A 19,882-nucleotide genomic window follows, 5' to 3' on the forward strand; every position below is an offset into this window, starting at 1 on the left:
TATTTAATTTGTTATAAAGCTTTATTTGAATTATTAAAACCTTTTTTAAATATAAATTATGAGTGTTTGCCTATTTTTTGATAAATTTTCTCCATATAGGCCTAAAACCAAATATTTCATAGCTGCTTGATTTTCATACCATTCATCCGAATCCGCTAAATTTAGATAAACTGCAAAAACCACTTAAAATAGTGTTTTCACTCACTTTTCAGTATGAACAAAATATTAAAATTGTGAGCCAATACACAGAAATAAGATTTTGATCGATTTCGGCTTAGTTTACAGCTGTATAAAAATACCTAAACTGTCTGCTGCAAACGCTTTGCCAGAAAACAACAATCAAAGCATAAAGATCAAAACAATAAAGGACTACAACCCAATGGCGATCAAATCCATTTTATCTTCAATCACAACTAAAATAAGTTCGGTTCTTTCACCTTCGAATATTATTAGTAACCTACTCACCCCGAAAACCCAGACTGTGGATCTCGGCTCACTTACAAGTTCATTGCCGCAAATCAGTTCTCTATTACAAGGTTTAAGCTCGGGATCAACACCAAGCCTTAATTCAGATGCATTAAAATCTGTGTTATCGAGCCTGCAACCTATTTTAGGTTCAATTAGTGGATCTTCATCCTCTATTGAAACAAGTCAATTAGTTTCAGCATTACCTCAGATTGTAAGCACACTTCAAAATTTAATTAATAAAACCAGCACAAGTGGCACTGTAAGCCCTGAACTGACCTCTGCGATTAATACTTTACAACCATTACTTAAAACATTAAGTAATGCAACTTCATCAACTGATGCTTCTTCTATCGTTACAACATTATCTAAAGTACTTGGCGCAGTAGGTCCATTAATTTCTGCCAATGGTGGACTTGCAAACTTAGACCTCAGCACAATTGCAACATCCGTTACCAAATCATTGATGCCATTACTTGCTTCAATTGTTCCTGCGGATTCAAATATCGATCTTGCACAATTGCAAAAAGCATTACCGACTGTTGTAGGCAGCATCACGACTTTAGTGACTACACTTTCAAATGCAGGTAATGGTCAAATTCCTGACACCATCAATGGTGTACTTAAAGGTATTAATCCATTATTGGCGCTTTTAGCAGAAAGTGATGCTTTAGATGCTGATCAGGCTCAAACCGTACAAACACTTTACGATGTGCTCAATGCTGTTCAAAAAGTATTGGCACTCATTAATAACCCATCATTATTCACCCTTTCAAATGATATTAATGGCGTGATTTCAGCACTTACACCTGTGATTGCCTTGATTGATCAAGATGGTCAATTCACAGACATCTTCGGCAATATCAATGTTCCATCATTGGCAGGCGTACTTGCAGGCTTAATTGGTGGCGGTAGTTCAGGTCTTGATCTTTCATCATTGACGAATTTATTAGCGCCCCTCTCAGGTGCAAAAGCTGCTGATGTAAATGTTGCTGGTCTCACCAGTGGTTTAACAGGTGGTGATTTTGACATTACCGCAATCGTTGGCTTAGTGACTCAATTGATCAATGGCAACTCGAATATCGATCTTGGACAAGTCACTCAACTCTTGGGTGGCTTATTAGGTGGCAATACCGGTGGTATCGATATTGGTTCAATCGTAGGTGTGGTCAGCGGCTTAATTAACGGTGGTAGCTTAGATATCAATGCAATTCTTCCACTTGTCAGTGGTTTAATTGGCGATAACTTAGGTGGTGTCGACCTCGATGCGATCGTGGGCTTGGTTGGTGGCTTAATCAACAGTGGTGGCCTGGATATTGAAAGCATCTTACCACTGCTGAGCGGTCTGATTGGTAGCAACTTTGGTGGTGTAGATATCAATGCAATTGTTGGTTTAGTCACAGGCTTAATGAACGGTGGCAGTCTTGATATCGGTGCGATTCTTCCTCTTGTTAGTGGTCTAATTGGCGACAATCTTGGCGGTGTTGATATTGACTCAATCGTGGGTCTTGTCGGTGGCTTAATCAACGGTGGCAATCTTGATATTGAAAGCATCCTGCCATTACTTAGCGGCTTAATCGGCAACAATTTAGGTGGTATTGATGTTGGTGCAATCGCGAATTTGGTTAGCGGCTTAACCAATGGTGGTGGATTAGATTTGGCTGCCCTTGCGCCTGTCATTAGCGATTTAATTGGTAACCAAGCAAGTGGCGTAGACATTGGTGCGATTGTTGGCGTTGTTGGTGGTTTAATCAATGGCGGTGAGTTAAATGTTGAGCAAATTCTGCCTGTGCTTGATGGTTTAATTGGCAACCAACTTGGTGGTATCGATCTTAGTTCGATTGCTAATTTGGTCGGTGGCCTGATCCAAGGTGATAACAATCTTGATTTATCGCAAATCGTAAATGTTGTTGGTGGCTTAATTGGCAACAACATTGGCGGTGGATTCGATTTAGGCGCAATTGGCAACCTAATTGGTAATTTAGGTCAAGCCGACAATGGCATTGATCTAGGCGGCTTGCTCGGCTCAATTTCTTCAGGTTCTGACGGTTTATCGGCAATCGGCGACTTACTTGGCAATATCGGTCAAGGTAGCGGTTTAGAATTACCAAATATCAGCGATTTGCTTTCTGGTATTGGTGGTTCATCTTCATCAAGCATCAATTTAGGTAACCTATTACCAGGCTTAGACAAAGTCGATGCATGGGTACCGAAAACTTTACCAAGTTTCGATTCATTCTCATTGTCTAACTTGTTTAAACCACTCGATATAGACCAAAACAACTGGTTCTAATCAGAGCTAAAAAAACGCGCTATATGCGCGTTTTTTTATTTATACCCCCCGCCAATCTACACGTGCTGCACGATCCCTTTTATAAGTTCTAATTACATATTGCCCAATGGGCATATCCATTAATTTTTTTTGATAATCACGAAAATCCTGTGACAACATTTCAAAGTGCTCTTTTTCCCACGGTGTTGAGGGAATCGCGAGTAAAGGTGCTAACATCGAACACACCGCAATATCAGCCAAACTTAAAGAGTGTCCCACGAAATAATCTGACTGCTGTGCGACATATATCTCATTTAATTCATCAATGGTTTCATCAATAAATTTTTTCGACTCTGCAACGCTGTCTTCCGTCAGCGCATAGCCTTTGGTCATTACCGCTTTTAAAATCGGTTTAGAAAAACGTTCAAACTGACGTAAATAACCCTTTTCCCCAATCAGAATCTCCATCGATTCTTGATCATCATTTAAGGCATGCAATAAGATCCAACGACGAATATGACGACCCAACTCTAAGGTCTTTTCGTTAATCTCAATGGCTTTTTGCCTGAGTTTAGGTTCTGTTGGCAATAAAGGATGTTCAGGATAATGTTGATCTAAATACAGTGCAATTTGCGTTGAGTCCGCAATATATTCCTGCTGATCTTTTAAGATGGGTAAACGATTTTGCCCTGTTTTTAAACGCGCAAAGGCACGATGCACCCCTGGCACTAAGTTTTGTGCAATGTAATCCAGTTCTTTGTAATCCAGCATCCAACGCGCTTTTTCACAAAAATGAGAAAGAGGAAACTGGTATAAGATTCGCATGCACACTCCTGCTACATCAACAATTTAAGCTTTCACAGCTGTTTATTTTCTTTTGCTTACTTTAGTCATTCGACTGTTTAAAGACAATGAAATTTTATGAAATTGTTAAGAATAAATCGATTTAAGCCTTTCGCTTTAACAGCATTCAGCTCAAGACCTTTGCTTAATTATTCCTGTTTGATTGAGTTTGTCACAAAGCCACAAGCATCACCTGACTTTATCTATGCTTTCATGTAAAATCATTGGCAATTTTTATATAACGCTTTGTGAGTTATTTCATGGGTTTTAATTGCGGTATTGTAGGCCTGCCTAACGTTGGTAAATCTACACTTTTCAATGCATTGACTAAAGCAGCTATTGCTGCAGAAAACTTCCCATTCTGTACGATTGAACCGAACACAGGTATCGTGCCTGTTCCAGATCCACGTTTAGACAAACTTACTGCTATTGTAAATCCGCAACGCGTTATTCCAACCACCATGGAATTTGTTGATATTGCAGGTTTGGTTGCAGGTGCATCTAAAGGTGAAGGTTTGGGTAACCAATTCCTTGCCAACATCCGTGAAACTGACGCGATTGCTCATGTTGTTCGTTGTTTCGAAGATGAAAACGTGATCCACGTTAACGGTAAAATTGACCCGCTTGATGACATCGCAACAATTAATACTGAACTTGCGCTTTCTGATTTAGAAACAGTGTCTAAAGCGGTAGTCCGCTTAGCGAAATCTGCCAAAGGTGGCGATAAAGAAGCAATTGCAACCAAAGCGGTGCTAGACAAAATCTTGCCATTATTGGATGAAGGTAAACCTGCACGTGCAGCAGACCTTGATGATGACGAACGTAAACTGGTACGCGGTTTTGGTTTATTAACGCTTAAACCAACTATGTATATTGCAAACGTTGCAGAAGATGGTTTTGAAAATAACCCTCATCTTGATGCCGTTCGTAAATTGGCTGAAGAAGAAAATGCAATTGTGGTTCCACTTTGCAACCAAATTGAAGCAGAAATTTCACTTCTTGAAGATGAAGATCGCGCTGAATTCTTAGAAGCATTAGGCATGGAAGAACCAGGTCTTAACGTGGTGATTCGTGCGGGCTACTCATTACTTGGCCTACAAACTTACTTTACTGCCGGTGTACAAGAAGTACGTGCTTGGACTGTTAAAGTTGGCGCAACAGCACCACAAGCTGCTGGCGTAATTCACACTGACTTTGAAAAAGGCTTCATCCGTGCTGAATGCGTAGCTTATGATGACTTTGTTCAATACAACGGTGAAGCTGGTGCTAAAGAAGCCGGCAAATGGCGTTTAGAAGGTAAAACTTACATCGTACAAGATGGTGATGTTCTACACTTCCGTTTCAATGTTTAATTGAAATAAAAAAGCCCCGATCATTCGGGGCTTTTTTTATATGTACATCATTTGACTTCAATATGAATGAATTGTGTTTTAGCATCCATCTCTGCACGAAGTTTACGTGCTTCAATCAGCATTGTCTCTTCCATAGGTTTACGAAAACCAAATAAAAATACCAATTCAGCCAAGACAAATAATGGCCCAATCGCTAAACCAATGACATCATCCATAAAGGCAGGCTTTTTCTTTTCATAAAAATGCCCTATAAATTGAAACACCCAGCCGACAACAAAAATCCCGATACTGGCTAAAAGCCAACTGCCTGTTTGCCACTGAGCGATATCATATGCAAATGGATATGCAATAGCAAAAACCACCGTCATAATGATAGCGAATATCCAATCCAAGCTGAGATAATACAAGACGGCTATGGTCAAAATAGCTGTCGCCAAAGTCAACTCATATCCGGATACCACAATGCCAAAACGCGCGGTCAAACAGATAATAGAAAACACAATCATGGGAATACCAATAAAATGTGTCAGTACATTTTTTCGGTCTAAATGATAAGCTGCATATTGGCTTAAAAGCTGTTCTATTTTTGACATATTCTTCTTCCTTGTTATACCTTTAGTTCGACTATAACCCAGATAAAAATAGAAAGTTGTCATGCAGACGACAATTCCAAATAAGGATTAACATTTTGGATCAAAAGTACAAACAACTATTGGATAACAATGTTTGGTTTTCTCAGCTTCCTCAGCATTACCAACATTATATTTTGCAGCACAGCTATATTCGCACCATTGAAAAGGATCAATCTATATTTTTATCGGGAGATGAATTTAATGGTATTTATTCGGTTTTAGATGGGTCGATCTACTTAGGCTATGTCAATATTCAAGGTAAACAAGCTATTTCTGCGATTGTTGAACCAATTATGTGGTTTGGAGAAATCTCTTTAGTCGATTCTCAACCCCGCTCGCATGATGCAATTGCATTACAAAAATCGGTACTGCTTTATTTACCTGCTTTGCCGATTAAACAGCTCATGCAAGACCATCCCCAGTTTTGGTTTCACATCGCACAGCTCACCAGCCAAAAATTACGTTATGCGTTTATGGAACTAATATCAATTCAAACCCAAAGTTTGAGTCAACGCTTAGCACAACGTTTGTTATTTATTTTAAATGGCTATGGCAATCATTTGAATATTGAACAGCTGACAATCCACTTTTCACAAGAACAATTGGCTCACATGATGATGTGTTCACGTCAGACTATTAATCAGGAATTACAGCAATTTGAGAAACAAGGCATCTTAAAAATTGCATTTAAGAAGATCGAGATTTTAAATTTAGATCAGTTAAAGCGTATTGCAAAAGAACATGAATAAGAGGTGAATGCTGCAGCTTAAGAAACAAGCTGGCAAACATTCACACTATCAAAACCATTGGTACATGGATAAACATCTTGAGTACTTGCTTCAGCAATGGTTTGTGATGTTTTAGGAACACTATGACAAGCCGTTAAACCTACCAACGCCAAAATAACTAATATATTTTTCATCTCAAAAACCTAATATTTAAAAATCAACAGGACATAAAAACTACACTTTTCACGCATTATTCTACGCCTTTTCTCTAATTATGATAATTTATTATTCATATCTCATTATTCTTATTAACGATTAGTTATATCTTTTAGCTATAAAAAAGCGAGGCATTGCCTCGCTTTAAGATGTATATACAACTTATACACCGATTTTCTTAGGGTCTGTATTACCCAGCTCAGGCTGATCTAAAGCATCACGACATTGTTTTTTATCTCGCTCATAATCGGCTTGTTTCTGATCTGCACCGCGCTCATTATTTAAAACAACACGCCCCCAAATTTCCAAATTGTTCAGCGCTTTTCGACAAAGTGCATATTTACCTTCAGTCACAGAATCGGTCATTTTGACATTAATACGCCAATCCGTACCGAGCTTACGTGCAGGTTTACGTACCTGATCTTCAATCAAGTTTAATTGCTTGTTATATACCAAGGCTTCGGTCTGATTCATTAACTCCCACGCTGCATGGGCATAAGCTGTCGCATCATTGGTTAATTTAGGTGCTGGCTTAATATCTACAGATTTATTGTCTGATTGATCTCCACCACACGCTTGTAACGTTAAACTCAGGCATATTACAGAAACAATAGAGAAACCACGGGCGATGAACTTCATCATTTTCAAGCTCGATTAAACAAACAATAGCATCATATGCTAGTGAATTCGCGTAGAATACTCAATTGTCATTTGACCTATTGTTCAACTCTCCTAAAAAAGGTACGTCGTGTCCGTGCGAAGCTCTCCCCCTCAACAAGCTGCTGGTTTTTGGCAAGGTGCGAAGGATAGCCAGGCGATTATTTTTACTTATCTGCCTGTTTCATTTGCGTTTGGCGTGTCGGCCACACAATTTGGCTTTACTGCTTGGGAAGCCCTATTTTTATCCTGTTCCATGTATGCAGGTGCAAGTCAGTTTCTTGTGGTCGCATTATTGGGTAGCGGCACATCAATTTGGATGACTGCCCTTACCGTAATTGCATTAGATATTCGGCACTTGCTGTACGGACCAGCGCTTAATAATTTGATTGCAAACAAACTCAACCTTAAAAAAACGGCGGTTTGGGCTTGGGGACTGACTGATGAAGTATTTGCTGCAGGCATGATTAAACTCACCCAACGACGTCAGGAATGGTCAGAATCTTGGATGCTAGGTTTGAGTTTATTCAGCTGGATATCTTGGGCGCTTGGCTCTTTTCTTGGTGGACTTTTTGCAGATCAAGTCAGTCATTTACCGCAGTTCTTACAAGCTGCGCTTGATTTCTTGCTCCCTGCATTATTTCTAAGTTTCTTATTGGCAGCTTTTGAAAAGAAACATACTTTTGTTGTTGCCATTACCATTGTTGTCTCAGCCATTGCCTGCTACTTGATTGATCTTTCAGCAGCAATCTTTATTGGCATTAGTTCAGGTATCTTGGCTGGATTATTTAAGCATTATGTACTGAAACGCCACGATCCTGAACATATGGGAGATCAAGTATGAATCTCGAAATTATCTTGGTGGGGATTATCGTCGGCATAGCTAACTTCTCATCACGCTTCGGTCCATTTTTTGTCATTCAAAAACTGCAACAAGGCAAACAACAGCGCGGTGCATTGTGGCTAAAGATTGCTTTAGGCGCGATCGGGATTTCGGCCATTAGTGCCATGTTAGTTGTTGCAACGCTTCCACCTCTCTTGGAAACACCAGACAAAAGCTTTGCCATGTTAGTGGGTTTTATCGTTCTAGCAGGTTTATATTTCAAGTTTAAACGGATTGTATTAGCAACACTGACCGCAGCACTGACTTACGGTTTGGTCTACACCTATTTTCCACTTTAATAGCTGATGCCATGATGCTTTAGATGCCTTATTTCAGAGTTTGATATATCTAAAATAAGGCAAAGTTTATAAAAAAAATTGTTGGAATATATCATTAATTTATGTGAATCAGACCTAAACAAGACATTCAGTTCTGCTATGCTAAAACTCCATAAAATCAAGCATGGATGATTTACATGAGCGTGACGATTGGTACTCCACTACAAGCATCAGCATTTAAAGTTCTCTTGTTAGGGTCAGGCGAACTTGGTAAAGAAGTGGTGATTTCATTACAACGTTTGGGCGTTGAAGTCCATGCAGCAGACCGTTATGACAATGCCCCTGCGATGCAAGTTGCCCATCATGCTTACACCTTAAATATGGCAGATGCCAATGAGCTTAAACAGCTCATTTTAAAAATTAAACCTAATCTGATCGTGCCTGAAATTGAAGCGATTGCGACACAAGTTTTGATTGAAGTTGAAGAGCAAAATCTGGCGACAGTCATCCCCTCTGCCAAAGCAGTGAACTTAACCATGAACCGTGAAGGAATTCGCCGTTTAGCTGCTGAAGAACTTGGTCTACCAACTTCTGCTTACCGATTTGCAAACAGTTTAGAATCATTCCGTGCAGCCTGTGACGATATCGGCTATCCAAACTTTGTAAAACCTGTAATGTCATCTTCAGGTAAAGGTCAGTCTCGGGTTAAAAGTTTTGACGAAGTCGATGCTGCTTGGGAATATGCGCAAACTGGCGGTCGTGTAAATCAAGGCACGGTGATTGTGGAATCACAAATTGACTTCGATTTTGAAATTACATTGCTAACCGTTCGTGCAAAAAATCCAACCACAGGTGAAATCGAAACTTCATATTGTGACCCAATTGGTCACCGTCAGGATTCGGGTGACTATGTCGAAAGCTGGCAGCCTCAAGCCATGACACCTGCTGCTTTGGAAGAAGCCAAACGTATTGCCAATAAAGTAACCGTTGCTCTTGGTGGTTGCGGTATTTTTGGTGTTGAACTCTTTGTAAAAGGCGACAAAGTATGGTTTAGTGAAGTATCTCCTCGACCACACGATACAGGCTTAGTGACTCTAGCATCTCAATTCCAAAGCGAATTTGAACTTCATGCGCGCGCAATTTTAGGCTTACCTGTGAATACAGCTCGCCATAGTGTTGCTGCAAGTGCTGTGATCTATGCGGGTGTCGATGATCAAAATCTCTCTTTTTCTGGCTTAAATCTTGCTTTAGCAGATGGCAATACTGACCTGCGCTTATTTGGCAAACCTGAAGGCTTTAAACGCCGCCGTATGGGTGTAGCCACTGCGCGTGCCGAGACGACAAATCAAGCACGTGAACTGGCAGCAAAAGCGGCAAGCCAAGTCAGTGTTCATCAAAACTAATTTGCAAGACTAACGGACGACTGTACATGATCAATACCCATCCTTTGCTGAACTATGCAAAAAGTAACCATGACATTAAAGCCATCAACCAATGGCGCAGTGATGTCGAATGCCAGTTACAGGAAAGTTTTGAAAATGGACAGTCGATTCGTGAAATTATTTTAGCGCGTTCAAATCTTATCGATGAAGCGTTGAAATTTTTATGGACACATGCTGAACTTGAACAAAGCGATTTAGCGCTATTTGCAGTTGGCGGCTACGGTCGCCGTGAAATGCTGCCCTATTCCGATGTCGACATTATGATCTTATCGGAAGATGAAATTAGCCCAGAACAAGAACAACTAATTTCCACTTTTATTTCTTCACTTTGGGATGTCGGTAACTTTAAACCTGGGATTAGCGTTCGTACCATCAAGGAATGTTTTCAACAAGCAAGTACCGATTTGACCGTTGCCACTTCACTCATTGAAGCACGTCTGATTATTGGTAATCAAACCCTTGCGAAATGGCCACGTCGAATCGTATCGCAAACATGGACTGATAAAACGTTCTTTGATGCCAAAATGGATGAGCAGCATAAACGCTATGCTCAACATAACAATACCGAAAGCAACCTAGAACCTGATATTAAGAATGCCCCAGGTGGGATTCGCGACATTAACCAAATCGGTTGGATCGCGAAACGCCACTTCCGTGTCAATCGTATTTATGACCTGGTACATTTAGGCTTTATTTCTGAATTTGAATTGGCTGTACTTGAAGAAGCTGAAAGTTTCTTATGGGAAATTCGTCATCATTTGCACCGCTTAACCAAACGTGATGAAAACCGCCTCTTGTTCGATTATCAGCGTGAAATCGCGGCAAAATTTGGTTATGTCCGTGAAGAAGGTCATCATCAGAATTATCCAATCGAACAATTCATGAAGCGCTATTATCGTACTGCGCAGCAGATTTCAAGTCTGAATGAAATGTTGTTGGCGTACTTTAATGAATCCGTGATTACTCCACGCTTGCCAAATTACGAACGTCAAATTGAAGAAATTAATCATAATTTCAAATTAGTCGATGGCAAACTTGCGGTACAGCACCATAAAATTTTCTCTGAAAATCCAAGCGCGATTTTAGAAATCTTCTATTTATTGGCTAATCGCCCTGATATCGAAGGGATCCGTGCACGTACCTTACGATTATTGACGCTTGCGGCGAAGCGAATTGATCAAGCCTATCGGGATAATCCTGTACATCAAGCCTTGTTTATGGCGATTATCCGTTCACCACATCGTTTATACGAAACTTTAGTGGCAATGAAGCGTTATGGTGTATTGGGCAAATATATTCCTGCCTTTGGAAAAATCACCGGCTTGATGCAATACGACTTGTTCCATATCTACACCGTAGATGCACATACACTTTTACTCCTTCGCAACCTAAACCGTTTTAAAGAACCTGAATTTGCCAAAGACTTCCCTGTAGTCAGCTCAGTGTTCCAGCGTTTAGCACGTCGTGACATCGTGTATTTAGCTGCGATTTTCCATGATATTGCCAAAGGTCGCGGTGGCGATCATAGCGAATTAGGTGCAGCAGATGCGATTGAATTTTGTCGTCAGCATGGCTTTACCGAACGTGAATGCAATTTGGTGGCATGGCTGATTCAAAACCATTTATTGATGTCGGTCACCTCACAGAAAAAAGATATTTCTGATCCGGATATTGTCAAAGAATTTGCCGAAAAAATGGGCGACATGGAGCATTTAGATTATCTTTACTGCTTAACCGTGTCAGACATTAATGCGACGAACCCATCGCTTTGGAATACGTGGCGTGCATCGCTCATGCGTCAACTTTATACCCATGCGCGTGACGTAATTCGTTCTGGTCTCGGTCGTCCTGTCGATTATCAAATGCTGATTGAAGATACTAAATTTGCTGCAAGTGAATTATTGGTTCAGGACTTCTCCTTAAGTGATGTTGAAACCGTATGGCAAGAACTTGGGGATGACTACTTCTTAAAAGAATCTGCGGATGAAATTGCATGGCATACCCGTGCCATTCTTGAACATGGCGATAACCCTGCACCCCTTGTTCTCATGCGTGCTCATCGTAAATATGCACAAGATGCGGTACAGATCTTTATTTACACCCAAGATCAACCTAACCTCTTTGCGACTACAGTTGCCATTTTAGACCGTATGAACCTTGATGTTCAGGATGCACGGATTATTACGGCAACCAAAGCATTTAGCCTTGATACCTATGTGGTATTAGACCGCTTTGGTACGTTGTTGACAGATCCTGAACGTGAAGAAAGTGTCATCAGTGCACTACAAGAAGCATTAAGCCATTCGGATAAATATCCTGGTCTTATGCAACGTCGTATTCCACGTCAGTTACGTCATTTCGATATTGAAAATACCGTGGATATCACCTTAAACGCTGCGTTAAATCAAAATATGGTTGAGATTGCCACTCTCGATCATCCCGGTTTACTTGCCAAAGTCGGTGGTTTGTTTATGATGCAAGGCTTAGACATTCACTCGGCTAAAATTGCCACCTTGGGTGAGCGCGCAGAAGATATCTTCTTCGTGACCAAAAAAGATGGCAACCCAATGACTGATGAAGAATCCACATCATTCGCTACTGCCTTAAAAGCAGCATTGGATGAAGCTTCAAACCAAGTCAATGCACAACACTAACTTTAAATGTTTGGTAATTTTTCATGAACTCTAGTCTGTCTCTATTGCATCCATATCCTTTTGAAAAGTTGAATAAACTTTTTGCGGATATTCAGCCTGCAAATATGCCTTTAATTCCGCTATCTATTGGCGAACCAAAGCATCCAGCACCTGAGTTTGTGAAACAAGCCATTAGCGATAACTTCAAGCATTTATCGACATACCCAAACTCAAAAGGTTTGCCTGAATTACGTGAAAGCATTGCACAATGGTTATCACGTCGGTTCAAGCTCAACACTATTAGCGCTGAAAGCCAAGTATTGCCCGTTTCAGGAACACGTGAAGCGCTGTTCTCTTTTGTACAAGCTTTGGTAAACCGTGATGAAGCCCCTTATGTGGTCATGCCGAATCCGTTTTATCAAATTTATGAAGGTGCGACCCTACTTGCAGGCGCTAAACCGTATTTCATCAACTGTACTGAAGAAAATGATTACCTCGGTGATTTTGATGCTGTTCCTGCAGAAGTTTGGGAAAAAACAGCCTTATTATTTGTGTGCACACCAGGCAATCCAACAGGTGCAGTGTTATCTAAAGAGCAATTCAAAAAATTGATTGCGCTTTCTGACCAATATAATTTTGTCATTGCTTCTGACGAATGCTATTCAGAATTATGGTTTGATGAAGCACCTGTCGGCTTACTCGAAGTGTGTGCTGAAATCGGTCGAAATGACTACAAAAATTGTGTCGTTTTCCATTCACTTTCAAAACGCTCTAACTTACCGGGTATGCGTTCAGGCTTTGTCGCAGGTGATGCAACGCTGCTTAAACCTTATTTACAGTTCCGTACTTATCACGGCGCTGCAATGCCTGTTCAACATCAACTTGCGTCTATTGCTGCGTGGAATGACGAAACTCACGTTGAAGAAAACCGTGTGCAATACCGTGCGAAATTTGATTTATTCCAACGCGAACTTGGTCATCTATTGCCACTCAAAAAACCAGATGCAGGTTTCTACTACTGGTTAAAAGTGGATAACGATGAGGAATTTGCAAAAATGCTCATGGAAAAAGCACACATTAAAGTATTACCAGGTCGCTATTTATCACGTGATACTGAACAAGGTAATCCGGGTGAAAATCATGTTCGCCTTGCACTTGTGGCTGATATTGCACAGTGTGAAGAAGTGGTCAAACGCTTGAAAGCAATTTTATAAAATTTAAATCCTAAAAAAGCCGATTTAATATCGGCTTTTTTTATTTCAAATCAATCACATGTTCAAGTTCATAGACGACATTTGGATCAAATCCTTTTAGCGGCTGCACACTTGAAATCAAGACCGCTTTTTTAATTTTCTCATCCACGGACTTTAATCCCGAAGACTCTAAAAGATCAACCTTACCAATATAACCTTTTATGGCAATCACGGTCATTTTGACTTTAACCTTCGGCTTAACTTGGGCATATTCTTTCGAAGTTAAATCTACTTTCGGTTCAGCAATCCAAGTCACTTCATAATGTTGATGCAATAGTTTTGGATTCACTGCATCTTTAAGAGATGGCAGATGATATTCAGGCTGTGGCTGAAGAAGTTGTTGCATTAACTTCTGGTTTTTTTCATCATTTGCATATAGATGACCAGAACAGATAATTGGAAAGACAGCTAAATAATATGAGAAAAGCTTGGGATAACGCATATTCATAATAAATAAGGCGACCGAATGATCGCCTGTATCTTAGAAAACCTGCCCCATTAAAGCAGCTTTTCGATTTCCGCTTCAAGTGCTTCTGGTTTCGTGGTTGGCGCGAAACGGTTCAAAACCTTACCATCCTTACCAATTAAGAACTTAGTAAAGTTCCATTTGATGCCATTACCTAATATCCCTTTTGAGTTATTGGTCAAATAACGAAACACTGCATGTGCCTCAGGACCTTTTACATCAACTTTCGAGAACATCGGGAATGTCACACCATAGTTCTTTTGGCAGTAAGCACCGATTTGTTCATTTGAACCTGGGTCTTGCCCACCAAACTGATTACAGGGAAAACCGAGTACTTCTAGCCCGCGATCCTTATATTTTTGGTAGAGCTTTTCTAGACCTGCAAATTGCGGGGTAAAACCACATTTACTTGCGGTGTTAACAATTAATAATACCTTTCCTTGGTAATCTGCAAATTGCTTGTTTTTTCCATCTAACAATTCAGCCTCAAACTGATATATGTTGGTCATGGATAGGTTTCCTCATCATTTTTTTCTTGTGTTTTTAATTCTAAAGACGCTGAGTTGACACAATAGCGCAGACCAGTCGGTTGTGGACCATCTGGGAATACATGCCCCAAGTGTGCATCACAATGATGGCAAACAATTTCAGTTCTGACCATACCGTGTGTCGTATCAGTATGTTCTTCAATAGCTGAATTATTTAGCGCTTTATAAAAACTTGGCCAACCGCAGCCACTGTCGTATTTGGTTTCTGAACTAAATAACGGTTCGCCACAACAACGGCAAACGTAAGTCCCATCTTGTTTTGTGTTCCAGTATTTCCCTGTGAAAGCAGGTTCAGTTCCTTTTTGACGTGTAATACGGAACTCTTCAGGTGATAACTCTCTTTGCCATTCTCGTTCTGATTTATTGAGTTTACCCATGATCACGTACCTTTATCTTGCTATTTAAAATAGGATAATCCTATATTTACGTGATTCATTTTAAAAATTCTAGTGTTAAATCGACAATTTACAAAAGACCTATAAATACATAAAAAGCAAAAAGTAAGCAAATTTACAAATCAAAGTAAGCAATTTATAACAAATTTGCTTTTTTGTGCTTAGAATACGTGCTATTCTTCGTTCTATTCTTGCTCAGGATTAAAAAATGTCGCAAAAAAAGAGCGTAATTTTTAAAAATCTGCTGCCCGTGATCAAAAAATATCAACAGGCAGGATTTACGCATGAAAAAATTGTTGCCTTACTTCGAGATGAACACAATCTTGATCTTGTAACGACAGAGACATTTAAAAGCTATTTATATCGTTATGCAAAAGTGACCTCCACTCCGTCTGAGAACATCAACATGCCAAACCCAGTTCAAACTCCTCGCGAAATCAAAAAATCGTCTAAGCTCGAGCACGTATGCTACGACATTCGCGGACCTGTGTTACGAGCGGCCAATGAGATGGAAGAAGCGGGTCACAAAATTATTAAACTAAACATTGGTAACCCTGCACCGTTTGGTTTTGAAGCACCACAAGAAATTATCAATGACGTGGCATTAAACCTTCCAAATGCCATTGGTTATACAGATTCAAAAGGGATCTTCCCTGCGCGTAAAGCAATTTGCCAGTATTACCAGCAAAAAGGTATTCTCAATATGCATGTTAACGACGTGTATGTTGGTAATGGCGTATCTGAGCTGATTGTAATGGCTATGCAAGGTCTGTTGGATGACGGCGATGAAATGCTCATTCCAATGCCTGACTATCCACTATGGACTGCTGCAGTGAATTTGTCTGGTGGTACAGCGGTTCATTATCGTTGCGATGATGAAAATTCGTGGTATCCAGATATTGCGGACATGGAAAGTAAAATCACAGCGAACACTCGTGGTATTGTGATTATTAACCCAAACAACCCGACAGGTTCGGTTTATCCACGTCATGTCTTACAGCAAATTGTAGACCTTGCGAAAAAATATGATTTGATTTTATTCGCAGACGAAATTTACGACAAAATCGTCTATGACGGTATTGAACACGTATCAGTTGCTTCTCTAGCAGGTAATCAGCTTTGTGTGTCATTTAATGGTTTGTCTAAAGCTTATCGTATTGCAGGTTACCGTTCAGGTTGGATGGCAATCACAGGTGATAAGTCACGTGCGCTCGACTACATTGAAGGTTTAGACATGTTGGCATCTATGCGTCTATGTGCCAACCATCAAGCTCAATATGCGATTCAAACAGCACTTGGTGGCTATCAATCCATTAATGATTTGATTCGCCCAGGCGGTCGTTTATATGAACAACGCAATATTGCATGGGAAATGCTCAATGAAATCCCAGGTGTATCTTGTGTAAAACCTGAAGGTGCAATGTACTGCTTCCCTAAACTTGATCCGAATGTATATCCAATCGAAAATGATGAAAAACTCATGCTTGATTTGCTACGTGCTGAGAAAGTTTTATTGGTTCAAGGAACAGGCTTTAATTGGCCAACACCAGATCATTTCCGTGTTGTTTTCTTACCTGCTGAAAATGAGTTACGTGAAGCATTAACACGTTTAGGTCGTTTCCTTGCAAAAATGCGTTAAGCCTATGCATTAAAATAGACTTGAAAAACCGCACATTAGGTGCGGTTTTTTTATTGTTTGGGCTTGAGATAGGGATAAGGATTCACCGCCCCTTGACCATTAAGATAAATCCCATAATGTAAATGCGGTGGTGTGGTTTTGGCATTACCCGTATTACCAACATAAGCCAGCGTTTCACCCGCTTCCACCCAATCACCTTCTTGGATATGTTCAGCATAATCATCCAAATGCGCATAATAATGCTGACTTAAATTCGGTCCCGTCACCCAAATAATTTTACCTCCTAAATTATTTGTACCGATTTTCCTCACGATGCCCTGCGTTGCACTTACAACCGCTGTACCACGCGAAGCAAAAATATCAATTCCTTCATGCTTGCGACCTTGGCTACGCGCTGCACCCCAAGTGTCATTGAGTTGCAATGTCTTTACACCTTCCACAGGCAACGTCAGTGGCGCATTCAAATCTTGCCGTTTTAACTGCCAATATAAATATGCACTTTTCCAACCGACCGCTTCTCCTGACGGAGGTGGCTGACAAGCACTCAATATCAAGCCAAGGCTTATAATGGTCAGGATTTTAAATCTTTTATAAAAATGCATATCCAATTCAAATCAAAATACGTAAATTCAGCTTAATTTTTATTGAAAAACCATACTGTTATGTTTTGTGGAACTTTCATAATTAAAAACAATAAAGCCCTCTCATGAGGGCTTTATTGGCAAATGGGTTGATATCTTACTTACTTTTCTTCGCGCGAGGTTTTCTCTTTTGAGGTTGCTGTTGCTGTTGTTGCTCATCAGCCTGAGCGGTTTCTTTCTTATCCTTCTGTTGTACCTGTTTATGTTTTGCCTGAGATTTCGCCATACAAAAAACTCCTTAAAACAGTGTATTAAAGTGCATCTCAAACGATGAATAGATGACACTTTGAACACTCTAACGTGTAAGGATTTTTTTCCAATATTGAAGCTGTATCTAAATACTTCAATGTAATGACAATGTGTGTAAACCATTCATTTTACGCATCCAAAATTTAGTCTTTATTACAAAATTTACATGTTGTAGCAAAGTTCACTTTAAGCGCTATTTTTAGAGGATCTATAAATCATGTCCAAATATCGAAAAAGCCAAAAACACAAAAATATTTGCCAATAAACAACATTTCCAAGCCATCTTCCCTCATAATATTGGGATATACATTTATCTTTTAAGCGTCATTTGGGTATTGGACTAATTTCTTGACCAAATTCGCTATGTTTTCCTTATTTTAGTTATTAAAGAAGTTATTTCTTATGAAAATCGTCATTCTAAATAAACCTTATGACGTCCTCTCCCAGTTTCGTAAAGACGAAGCCCATATGACGATGTCTGATTTCGTAGATGATCCTAGCTTACGTTTGGCTGGTCGTCTGGATATGGACTCAGAAGGTTTGGTCTTTTTAACCGATCACGGTGGTTTAAACCAATTTATTACCAATCCTGCAAATAAAAAATTCAAAACTTATTTGGTACAAGTTGAAGGTGATATTACTGACGAAGCTTTGGCTCAATTAACCAAAGGCGTTGAACTAAAAGATGGTATGACTTTACCTGCACGCGCTTACAAAGTTGAAGAACCAAGCTGGTTATGGGATCGTGATCCTCCTGTACGTTTCCGTGCTTCTGTACCGACATCTTGGGTTGAAATTTCAATTTGTGAAGGTCGTAACCGTCAAGTACGTCGTATGACTGCAGCTGTTGGTTTCCCGACTTTACGTTTAATCCGTACCAAAATTGGCTCTATTGACCTTGTTCAATTGGGCTTACAACCGGGTGAAACCAAAGAGATTGAACCTTTACTTTACCCAGATTTTAAAGATGTACCTGCTGAAGAACCTTATCGTTCACGTTCTTACGTGAAAAAACCGGGTGGTACAGGTGGTAAACCACTCAATAAAAAAGTGAACAAAGACGGTACTAAGAAAAAATCTGGTACGCCTCGTATTTGGCAAATGGATGAAAGTGAACGTCCACGTCGTAAGACCAACGGCACAACACGTCCAAACAATAAGGCACCACGTGGTCGTGGCCGCGGTCGTGGTTAATTCATACTGAGTTACAAATTAGGGTGCGCGGGCACCCTTTTTTATACAGAACGCAAATTGAGTTACAAAATCTCCTCCCATAAGATGATCTTTATAATTTAAAAATATTTGAGATCTCTCCCATGCGTTATGCACTATCTTTTCTCACTGCTTCTTTGCTCCCGACTCTTTCCTTTGCTTCAAATAATCCATTGAGTGTGCATGTATTGAATCAAACTCAGGGACTGCCATCTAGCAATATGCTTGTAGTTTTAGAAGCACAGCAAGGCGATAGCTGGATAAAGTTAAATGAAGCGAAAACCAATAAAGATGGACGTATTACTGAGTTTTATCCGAAAGATAAACCTTTAAAGAAAGGAATTTATAAAGTGACGTTTAAAACTGGCGATTGGTTTAAAGCGAATAATCAGCGATCTTTCTTTCCAGAAGTGCCTGTAGTTTTTGTCATTGATGGGCGTCTAGATCACTATCATATTCCGTTATTGTTAAGTCCTTATGGGTATTCAACTTATCGAGGGAATTAATTTTTTAGATTTTGATACAATTCATCTATTTCCTTCAGACTCCAATAATATTTAATTTGCTCATATGAATCTTCCTTAATAAAATATCCAGCAAAAATAATGGGTTCATTTTGTTTTTTAGATTCCAATGCTGCTAGGTGAATTGAATTTAAAGCATAAAAGTTAGGTTCGAAAGAAATAATTTCTGCTACTTTATTAAAATACTCCTGATCAAAATTCCAGCCTTCTATTTCATAAGATATACACCCTTTATCGTAAGAGTCCGCTGAACCCCATGCCTATTTTTTAATTCGGTTCAGGTTTCCAGCGGTGTGGTAGCAATTCTTCAATCTGAGTCACTTTATGTGTCGGCAACCTTTTCAGCACATCACTTAAATAGGCATACGGATCCAGCCCATTCAGCTTTGCTGACTGGATTAATGTCATGATATTGGCTGCTCGCTGACCGCTGCGCAGCGAGCCAGCAAACAGCCAGTTCTTACGTCCCAACGCCCAGGGGCGCATCTGGTTGTCGGGTAGTCAGACGCAGTTACCTACGTCCAACCCCCTAAGAACCGTGCATGCGAGTTTCC

At 39.9% G+C, this 19,882-nt stretch carries 20 protein-coding genes and 1 pseudogene; 11 read left to right on the forward strand and 10 right to left on the reverse strand.

Features of this window, described 5'->3' with window-relative positions; translation table 11 throughout:
• The first annotated feature begins 379 nt into the window (after positions 1–379).
• Positions 380–2,758, forward strand: coding sequence for a beta strand repeat-containing protein (locus A3K93_RS14695; protein ID WP_081408523.1), 2,379 nt, complete (start codon positions 380–382; stop codon positions 2,756–2,758).
• A gap of 39 nt (positions 2,759–2,797) precedes the next feature.
• Here A3K93_RS14695 and A3K93_RS07350 read toward each other — a convergent pair whose 3' ends face one another.
• Positions 2,798–3,562 carry a glutathione S-transferase family protein gene (locus A3K93_RS07350; protein ID WP_067730322.1) on the reverse strand — a complete coding sequence of 255 codons (765 nt, stop codon included), beginning with the start codon at positions 3,560–3,562 and terminating at the stop codon, positions 2,798–2,800.
• A 278-nt stretch (positions 3,563–3,840) separates the two neighbouring features.
• On the opposite strand from A3K93_RS07350, the gene ychF reads away from it, so the two are divergent.
• The gene (ychF, locus tag A3K93_RS07355) at positions 3,841–4,932 is read left to right on the forward strand and encodes a redox-regulated ATPase YchF (RefSeq protein WP_067730324.1); all 1,092 of its coding nucleotides are present in this window, start codon (positions 3,841–3,843) and stop codon (positions 4,930–4,932) included.
• Between the two features lie 47 nt (positions 4,933–4,979).
• On the opposite strand, the gene A3K93_RS07360 is transcribed toward ychF, so the two are convergent.
• Positions 4,980–5,525: an Mpo1 family 2-hydroxy fatty acid dioxygenase gene (locus tag A3K93_RS07360; protein ID WP_067730325.1), complete on the reverse strand. Its 546-nt coding sequence runs from the start codon at positions 5,523–5,525 to the stop codon at positions 4,980–4,982.
• Positions 5,526–5,617: 92 nt separating this feature from the next.
• Between A3K93_RS07360 and A3K93_RS07365 the strand changes: the two genes are divergently transcribed.
• Complete coding sequence (locus A3K93_RS07365) at positions 5,618–6,313, forward strand: Crp/Fnr family transcriptional regulator (protein WP_067731696.1); 696 nt, start codon at positions 5,618–5,620, stop codon at positions 6,311–6,313.
• Positions 6,314–6,330: 17 nt separating this feature from the next.
• Here the strand turns inward: A3K93_RS07365 and A3K93_RS14965 are convergent, their stop codons facing one another.
• Both A3K93_RS14965 and A3K93_RS07370 read right to left on the reverse strand, forming a co-directional pair.
• Positions 6,331–6,486: a hypothetical protein gene (locus A3K93_RS14965; protein WP_171255056.1), complete on the reverse strand. Its 156-nt coding sequence runs from the start codon at positions 6,484–6,486 to the stop codon at positions 6,331–6,333.
• Between the two features lie 184 nt (positions 6,487–6,670).
• Complete coding sequence (locus A3K93_RS07370; RefSeq protein WP_067730327.1) at positions 6,671–7,150, reverse strand: hypothetical protein; 480 nt, start codon at positions 7,148–7,150, stop codon at positions 6,671–6,673.
• 112 nt (positions 7,151–7,262) lie between these two features.
• Here A3K93_RS07370 and A3K93_RS07375 point away from each other — a divergent pair, with 112 nt between their 5' ends.
• From A3K93_RS07375 to dapC, 5 genes are all read left to right on the forward strand, one after another.
• Positions 7,263–8,009, forward strand: a complete 747-nt coding sequence (locus tag A3K93_RS07375; protein ID WP_171255057.1) for an AzlC family ABC transporter permease — start codon at positions 7,263–7,265, stop codon at positions 8,007–8,009.
• Positions 8,006–8,347 (forward strand): L-valine transporter subunit YgaH, encoded by a 342-nt coding sequence (gene ygaH / locus A3K93_RS07380; RefSeq protein WP_067730331.1) that lies wholly within the window; start codon positions 8,006–8,008, stop codon positions 8,345–8,347. The genes A3K93_RS07375 and ygaH overlap by 4 nt, the downstream gene beginning before the upstream one ends.
• Positions 8,348–8,514: 167 nt before the next feature.
• Positions 8,515–9,729 carry a formate-dependent phosphoribosylglycinamide formyltransferase gene (purT, locus tag A3K93_RS07385; protein ID WP_171255058.1) on the forward strand — a complete coding sequence of 405 codons (1,215 nt, stop codon included), beginning with the start codon at positions 8,515–8,517 and terminating at the stop codon, positions 9,727–9,729.
• A gap of 26 nt (positions 9,730–9,755) precedes the next feature.
• Complete coding sequence (glnD, locus tag A3K93_RS07390) at positions 9,756–12,422, forward strand: [protein-PII] uridylyltransferase (protein ID WP_067730335.1); 2,667 nt, start codon at positions 9,756–9,758, stop codon at positions 12,420–12,422.
• Positions 12,423–12,445: 23 nt separating this feature from the next.
• Positions 12,446–13,615, forward strand: coding sequence for a succinyldiaminopimelate transaminase (dapC, locus tag A3K93_RS07395; RefSeq protein WP_067730337.1), 1,170 nt, complete (start codon positions 12,446–12,448; stop codon positions 13,613–13,615).
• 40 nt (positions 13,616–13,655) lie between these two features.
• On the opposite strand, the gene A3K93_RS07400 is transcribed toward dapC, so the two are convergent.
• From A3K93_RS07400 to msrB, 3 genes are all read right to left on the reverse strand, one after another.
• Positions 13,656–14,000, reverse strand: a complete 345-nt coding sequence (locus A3K93_RS07400; RefSeq protein WP_157883266.1) for an energy transducer TonB — start codon at positions 13,998–14,000, stop codon at positions 13,656–13,658.
• A 152-nt stretch (positions 14,001–14,152) separates the two neighbouring features.
• Positions 14,153–14,629 carry a glutathione peroxidase gene (locus A3K93_RS07405; protein ID WP_067730341.1) on the reverse strand — a complete coding sequence of 159 codons (477 nt, stop codon included), beginning with the start codon at positions 14,627–14,629 and terminating at the stop codon, positions 14,153–14,155.
• Positions 14,626–15,045, reverse strand: a complete 420-nt coding sequence (msrB, locus tag A3K93_RS07410) for a peptide-methionine (R)-S-oxide reductase MsrB (RefSeq protein ID WP_067730343.1) — start codon at positions 15,043–15,045, stop codon at positions 14,626–14,628. The genes A3K93_RS07405 and msrB overlap by 4 nt, the downstream gene beginning before the upstream one ends.
• A gap of 226 nt (positions 15,046–15,271) precedes the next feature.
• Here msrB and A3K93_RS07415 point away from each other — a divergent pair, with 226 nt between their 5' ends.
• Positions 15,272–16,702, forward strand: a complete 1,431-nt coding sequence (locus A3K93_RS07415) for a pyridoxal phosphate-dependent aminotransferase (RefSeq protein ID WP_067730345.1) — start codon at positions 15,272–15,274, stop codon at positions 16,700–16,702.
• 50 nt (positions 16,703–16,752) lie between these two features.
• Here the strand turns inward: A3K93_RS07415 and A3K93_RS07420 are convergent, their stop codons facing one another.
• Together A3K93_RS07420 and A3K93_RS15110 are read right to left on the reverse strand one after the other, a co-directional pair.
• On the reverse strand, positions 16,753–17,304 hold the full coding sequence (locus tag A3K93_RS07420; protein ID WP_067730350.1) for a M23 family metallopeptidase: 552 nt from the start codon (positions 17,302–17,304) through the stop codon (positions 16,753–16,755).
• 136 nt (positions 17,305–17,440) lie between these two features.
• On the reverse strand, positions 17,441–17,569 hold the full coding sequence (locus A3K93_RS15110) for a hypothetical protein (RefSeq protein ID WP_257735824.1): 129 nt from the start codon (positions 17,567–17,569) through the stop codon (positions 17,441–17,443).
• 425 nt (positions 17,570–17,994) lie between these two features.
• On the opposite strand from A3K93_RS15110, the gene A3K93_RS07425 reads away from it, so the two are divergent.
• On the forward strand, positions 17,995–18,786 hold the full coding sequence (locus A3K93_RS07425) for a pseudouridine synthase (RefSeq protein WP_067730352.1): 792 nt from the start codon (positions 17,995–17,997) through the stop codon (positions 18,784–18,786).
• A 122-nt stretch (positions 18,787–18,908) separates the two neighbouring features.
• Entirely contained in the window at positions 18,909–19,310 is a 402-nt protein-coding gene (gene uraH / locus A3K93_RS07430; protein ID WP_067730354.1) for a hydroxyisourate hydrolase, read from the forward strand.
• A gap of 285 nt (positions 19,311–19,595) precedes the next feature.
• Here the strand turns inward: uraH and A3K93_RS07435 are convergent.
• Positions 19,596–19,823, reverse strand: a pseudogene (locus A3K93_RS07435) (transposase domain-containing protein); the annotation flags it as partial.
• Positions 19,824–19,882: the final 59 nt, after the last annotated feature.

It is taken from the genome of Acinetobacter sp. NCu2D-2 (assembly GCF_001647675.1).
In the GTDB taxonomy this organism is placed as follows: domain Bacteria; phylum Pseudomonadota; class Gammaproteobacteria; order Pseudomonadales; family Moraxellaceae; genus Acinetobacter.

Excerpts from the sequence above, each read along its gene's own strand:
- A3K93_RS14695 (WP_081408523.1), top strand. The coding sequence starts at position 380 with ATGGCGATCAAATCCATTTTATCTTCAATCACAACTAAAATAAGTTCG.
- A3K93_RS07350 (WP_067730322.1), bottom strand. The coding sequence starts at position 3,562 with ATGCGAATCTTATACCAGTTTCCTCTTTCTCATTTTTGTGAAAAAGCG.
- ychF (WP_067730324.1), top strand. The coding sequence starts at position 3,841 with ATGGGTTTTAATTGCGGTATTGTAGGCCTGCCTAACGTTGGTAAATCT.
- A3K93_RS07360 (WP_067730325.1), bottom strand. The coding sequence starts at position 5,525 with ATGTCAAAAATAGAACAGCTTTTAAGCCAATATGCAGCTTATCATTTA.
- A3K93_RS14965 (WP_171255056.1), bottom strand. The coding sequence starts at position 6,486 with ATGAAAAATATATTAGTTATTTTGGCGTTGGTAGGTTTAACGGCTTGT.
- A3K93_RS07370 (WP_067730327.1), bottom strand. The coding sequence starts at position 7,150 with ATGATGAAGTTCATCGCCCGTGGTTTCTCTATTGTTTCTGTAATATGC.
- ygaH (WP_067730331.1), top strand. The coding sequence starts at position 8,006 with ATGAATCTCGAAATTATCTTGGTGGGGATTATCGTCGGCATAGCTAAC.
- purT (WP_171255058.1), top strand. The coding sequence starts at position 8,515 with ATGATTTACATGAGCGTGACGATTGGTACTCCACTACAAGCATCAGCA.
- glnD (WP_067730335.1), top strand. The coding sequence starts at position 9,756 with ATGATCAATACCCATCCTTTGCTGAACTATGCAAAAAGTAACCATGAC.
- dapC (WP_067730337.1), top strand. The coding sequence starts at position 12,446 with ATGAACTCTAGTCTGTCTCTATTGCATCCATATCCTTTTGAAAAGTTG.
- A3K93_RS07400 (WP_157883266.1), bottom strand. The coding sequence starts at position 14,000 with ATGCAACAACTTCTTCAGCCACAGCCTGAATATCATCTGCCATCTCTT.
- A3K93_RS07405 (WP_067730341.1), bottom strand. The coding sequence starts at position 14,629 with ATGACCAACATATATCAGTTTGAGGCTGAATTGTTAGATGGAAAAAAC.
- msrB (WP_067730343.1), bottom strand. The coding sequence starts at position 15,045 with ATGGGTAAACTCAATAAATCAGAACGAGAATGGCAAAGAGAGTTATCA.
- A3K93_RS07415 (WP_067730345.1), top strand. The coding sequence starts at position 15,272 with ATGTCGCAAAAAAAGAGCGTAATTTTTAAAAATCTGCTGCCCGTGATC.
- A3K93_RS07420 (WP_067730350.1), bottom strand. The coding sequence starts at position 17,304 with ATGCATTTTTATAAAAGATTTAAAATCCTGACCATTATAAGCCTTGGC.
- A3K93_RS15110 (WP_257735824.1), bottom strand. The coding sequence starts at position 17,569 with ATGGCGAAATCTCAGGCAAAACATAAACAGGTACAACAGAAGGATAAG.
- A3K93_RS07425 (WP_067730352.1), top strand. The coding sequence starts at position 17,995 with ATGAAAATCGTCATTCTAAATAAACCTTATGACGTCCTCTCCCAGTTT.
- uraH (WP_067730354.1), top strand. The coding sequence starts at position 18,909 with ATGCGTTATGCACTATCTTTTCTCACTGCTTCTTTGCTCCCGACTCTT.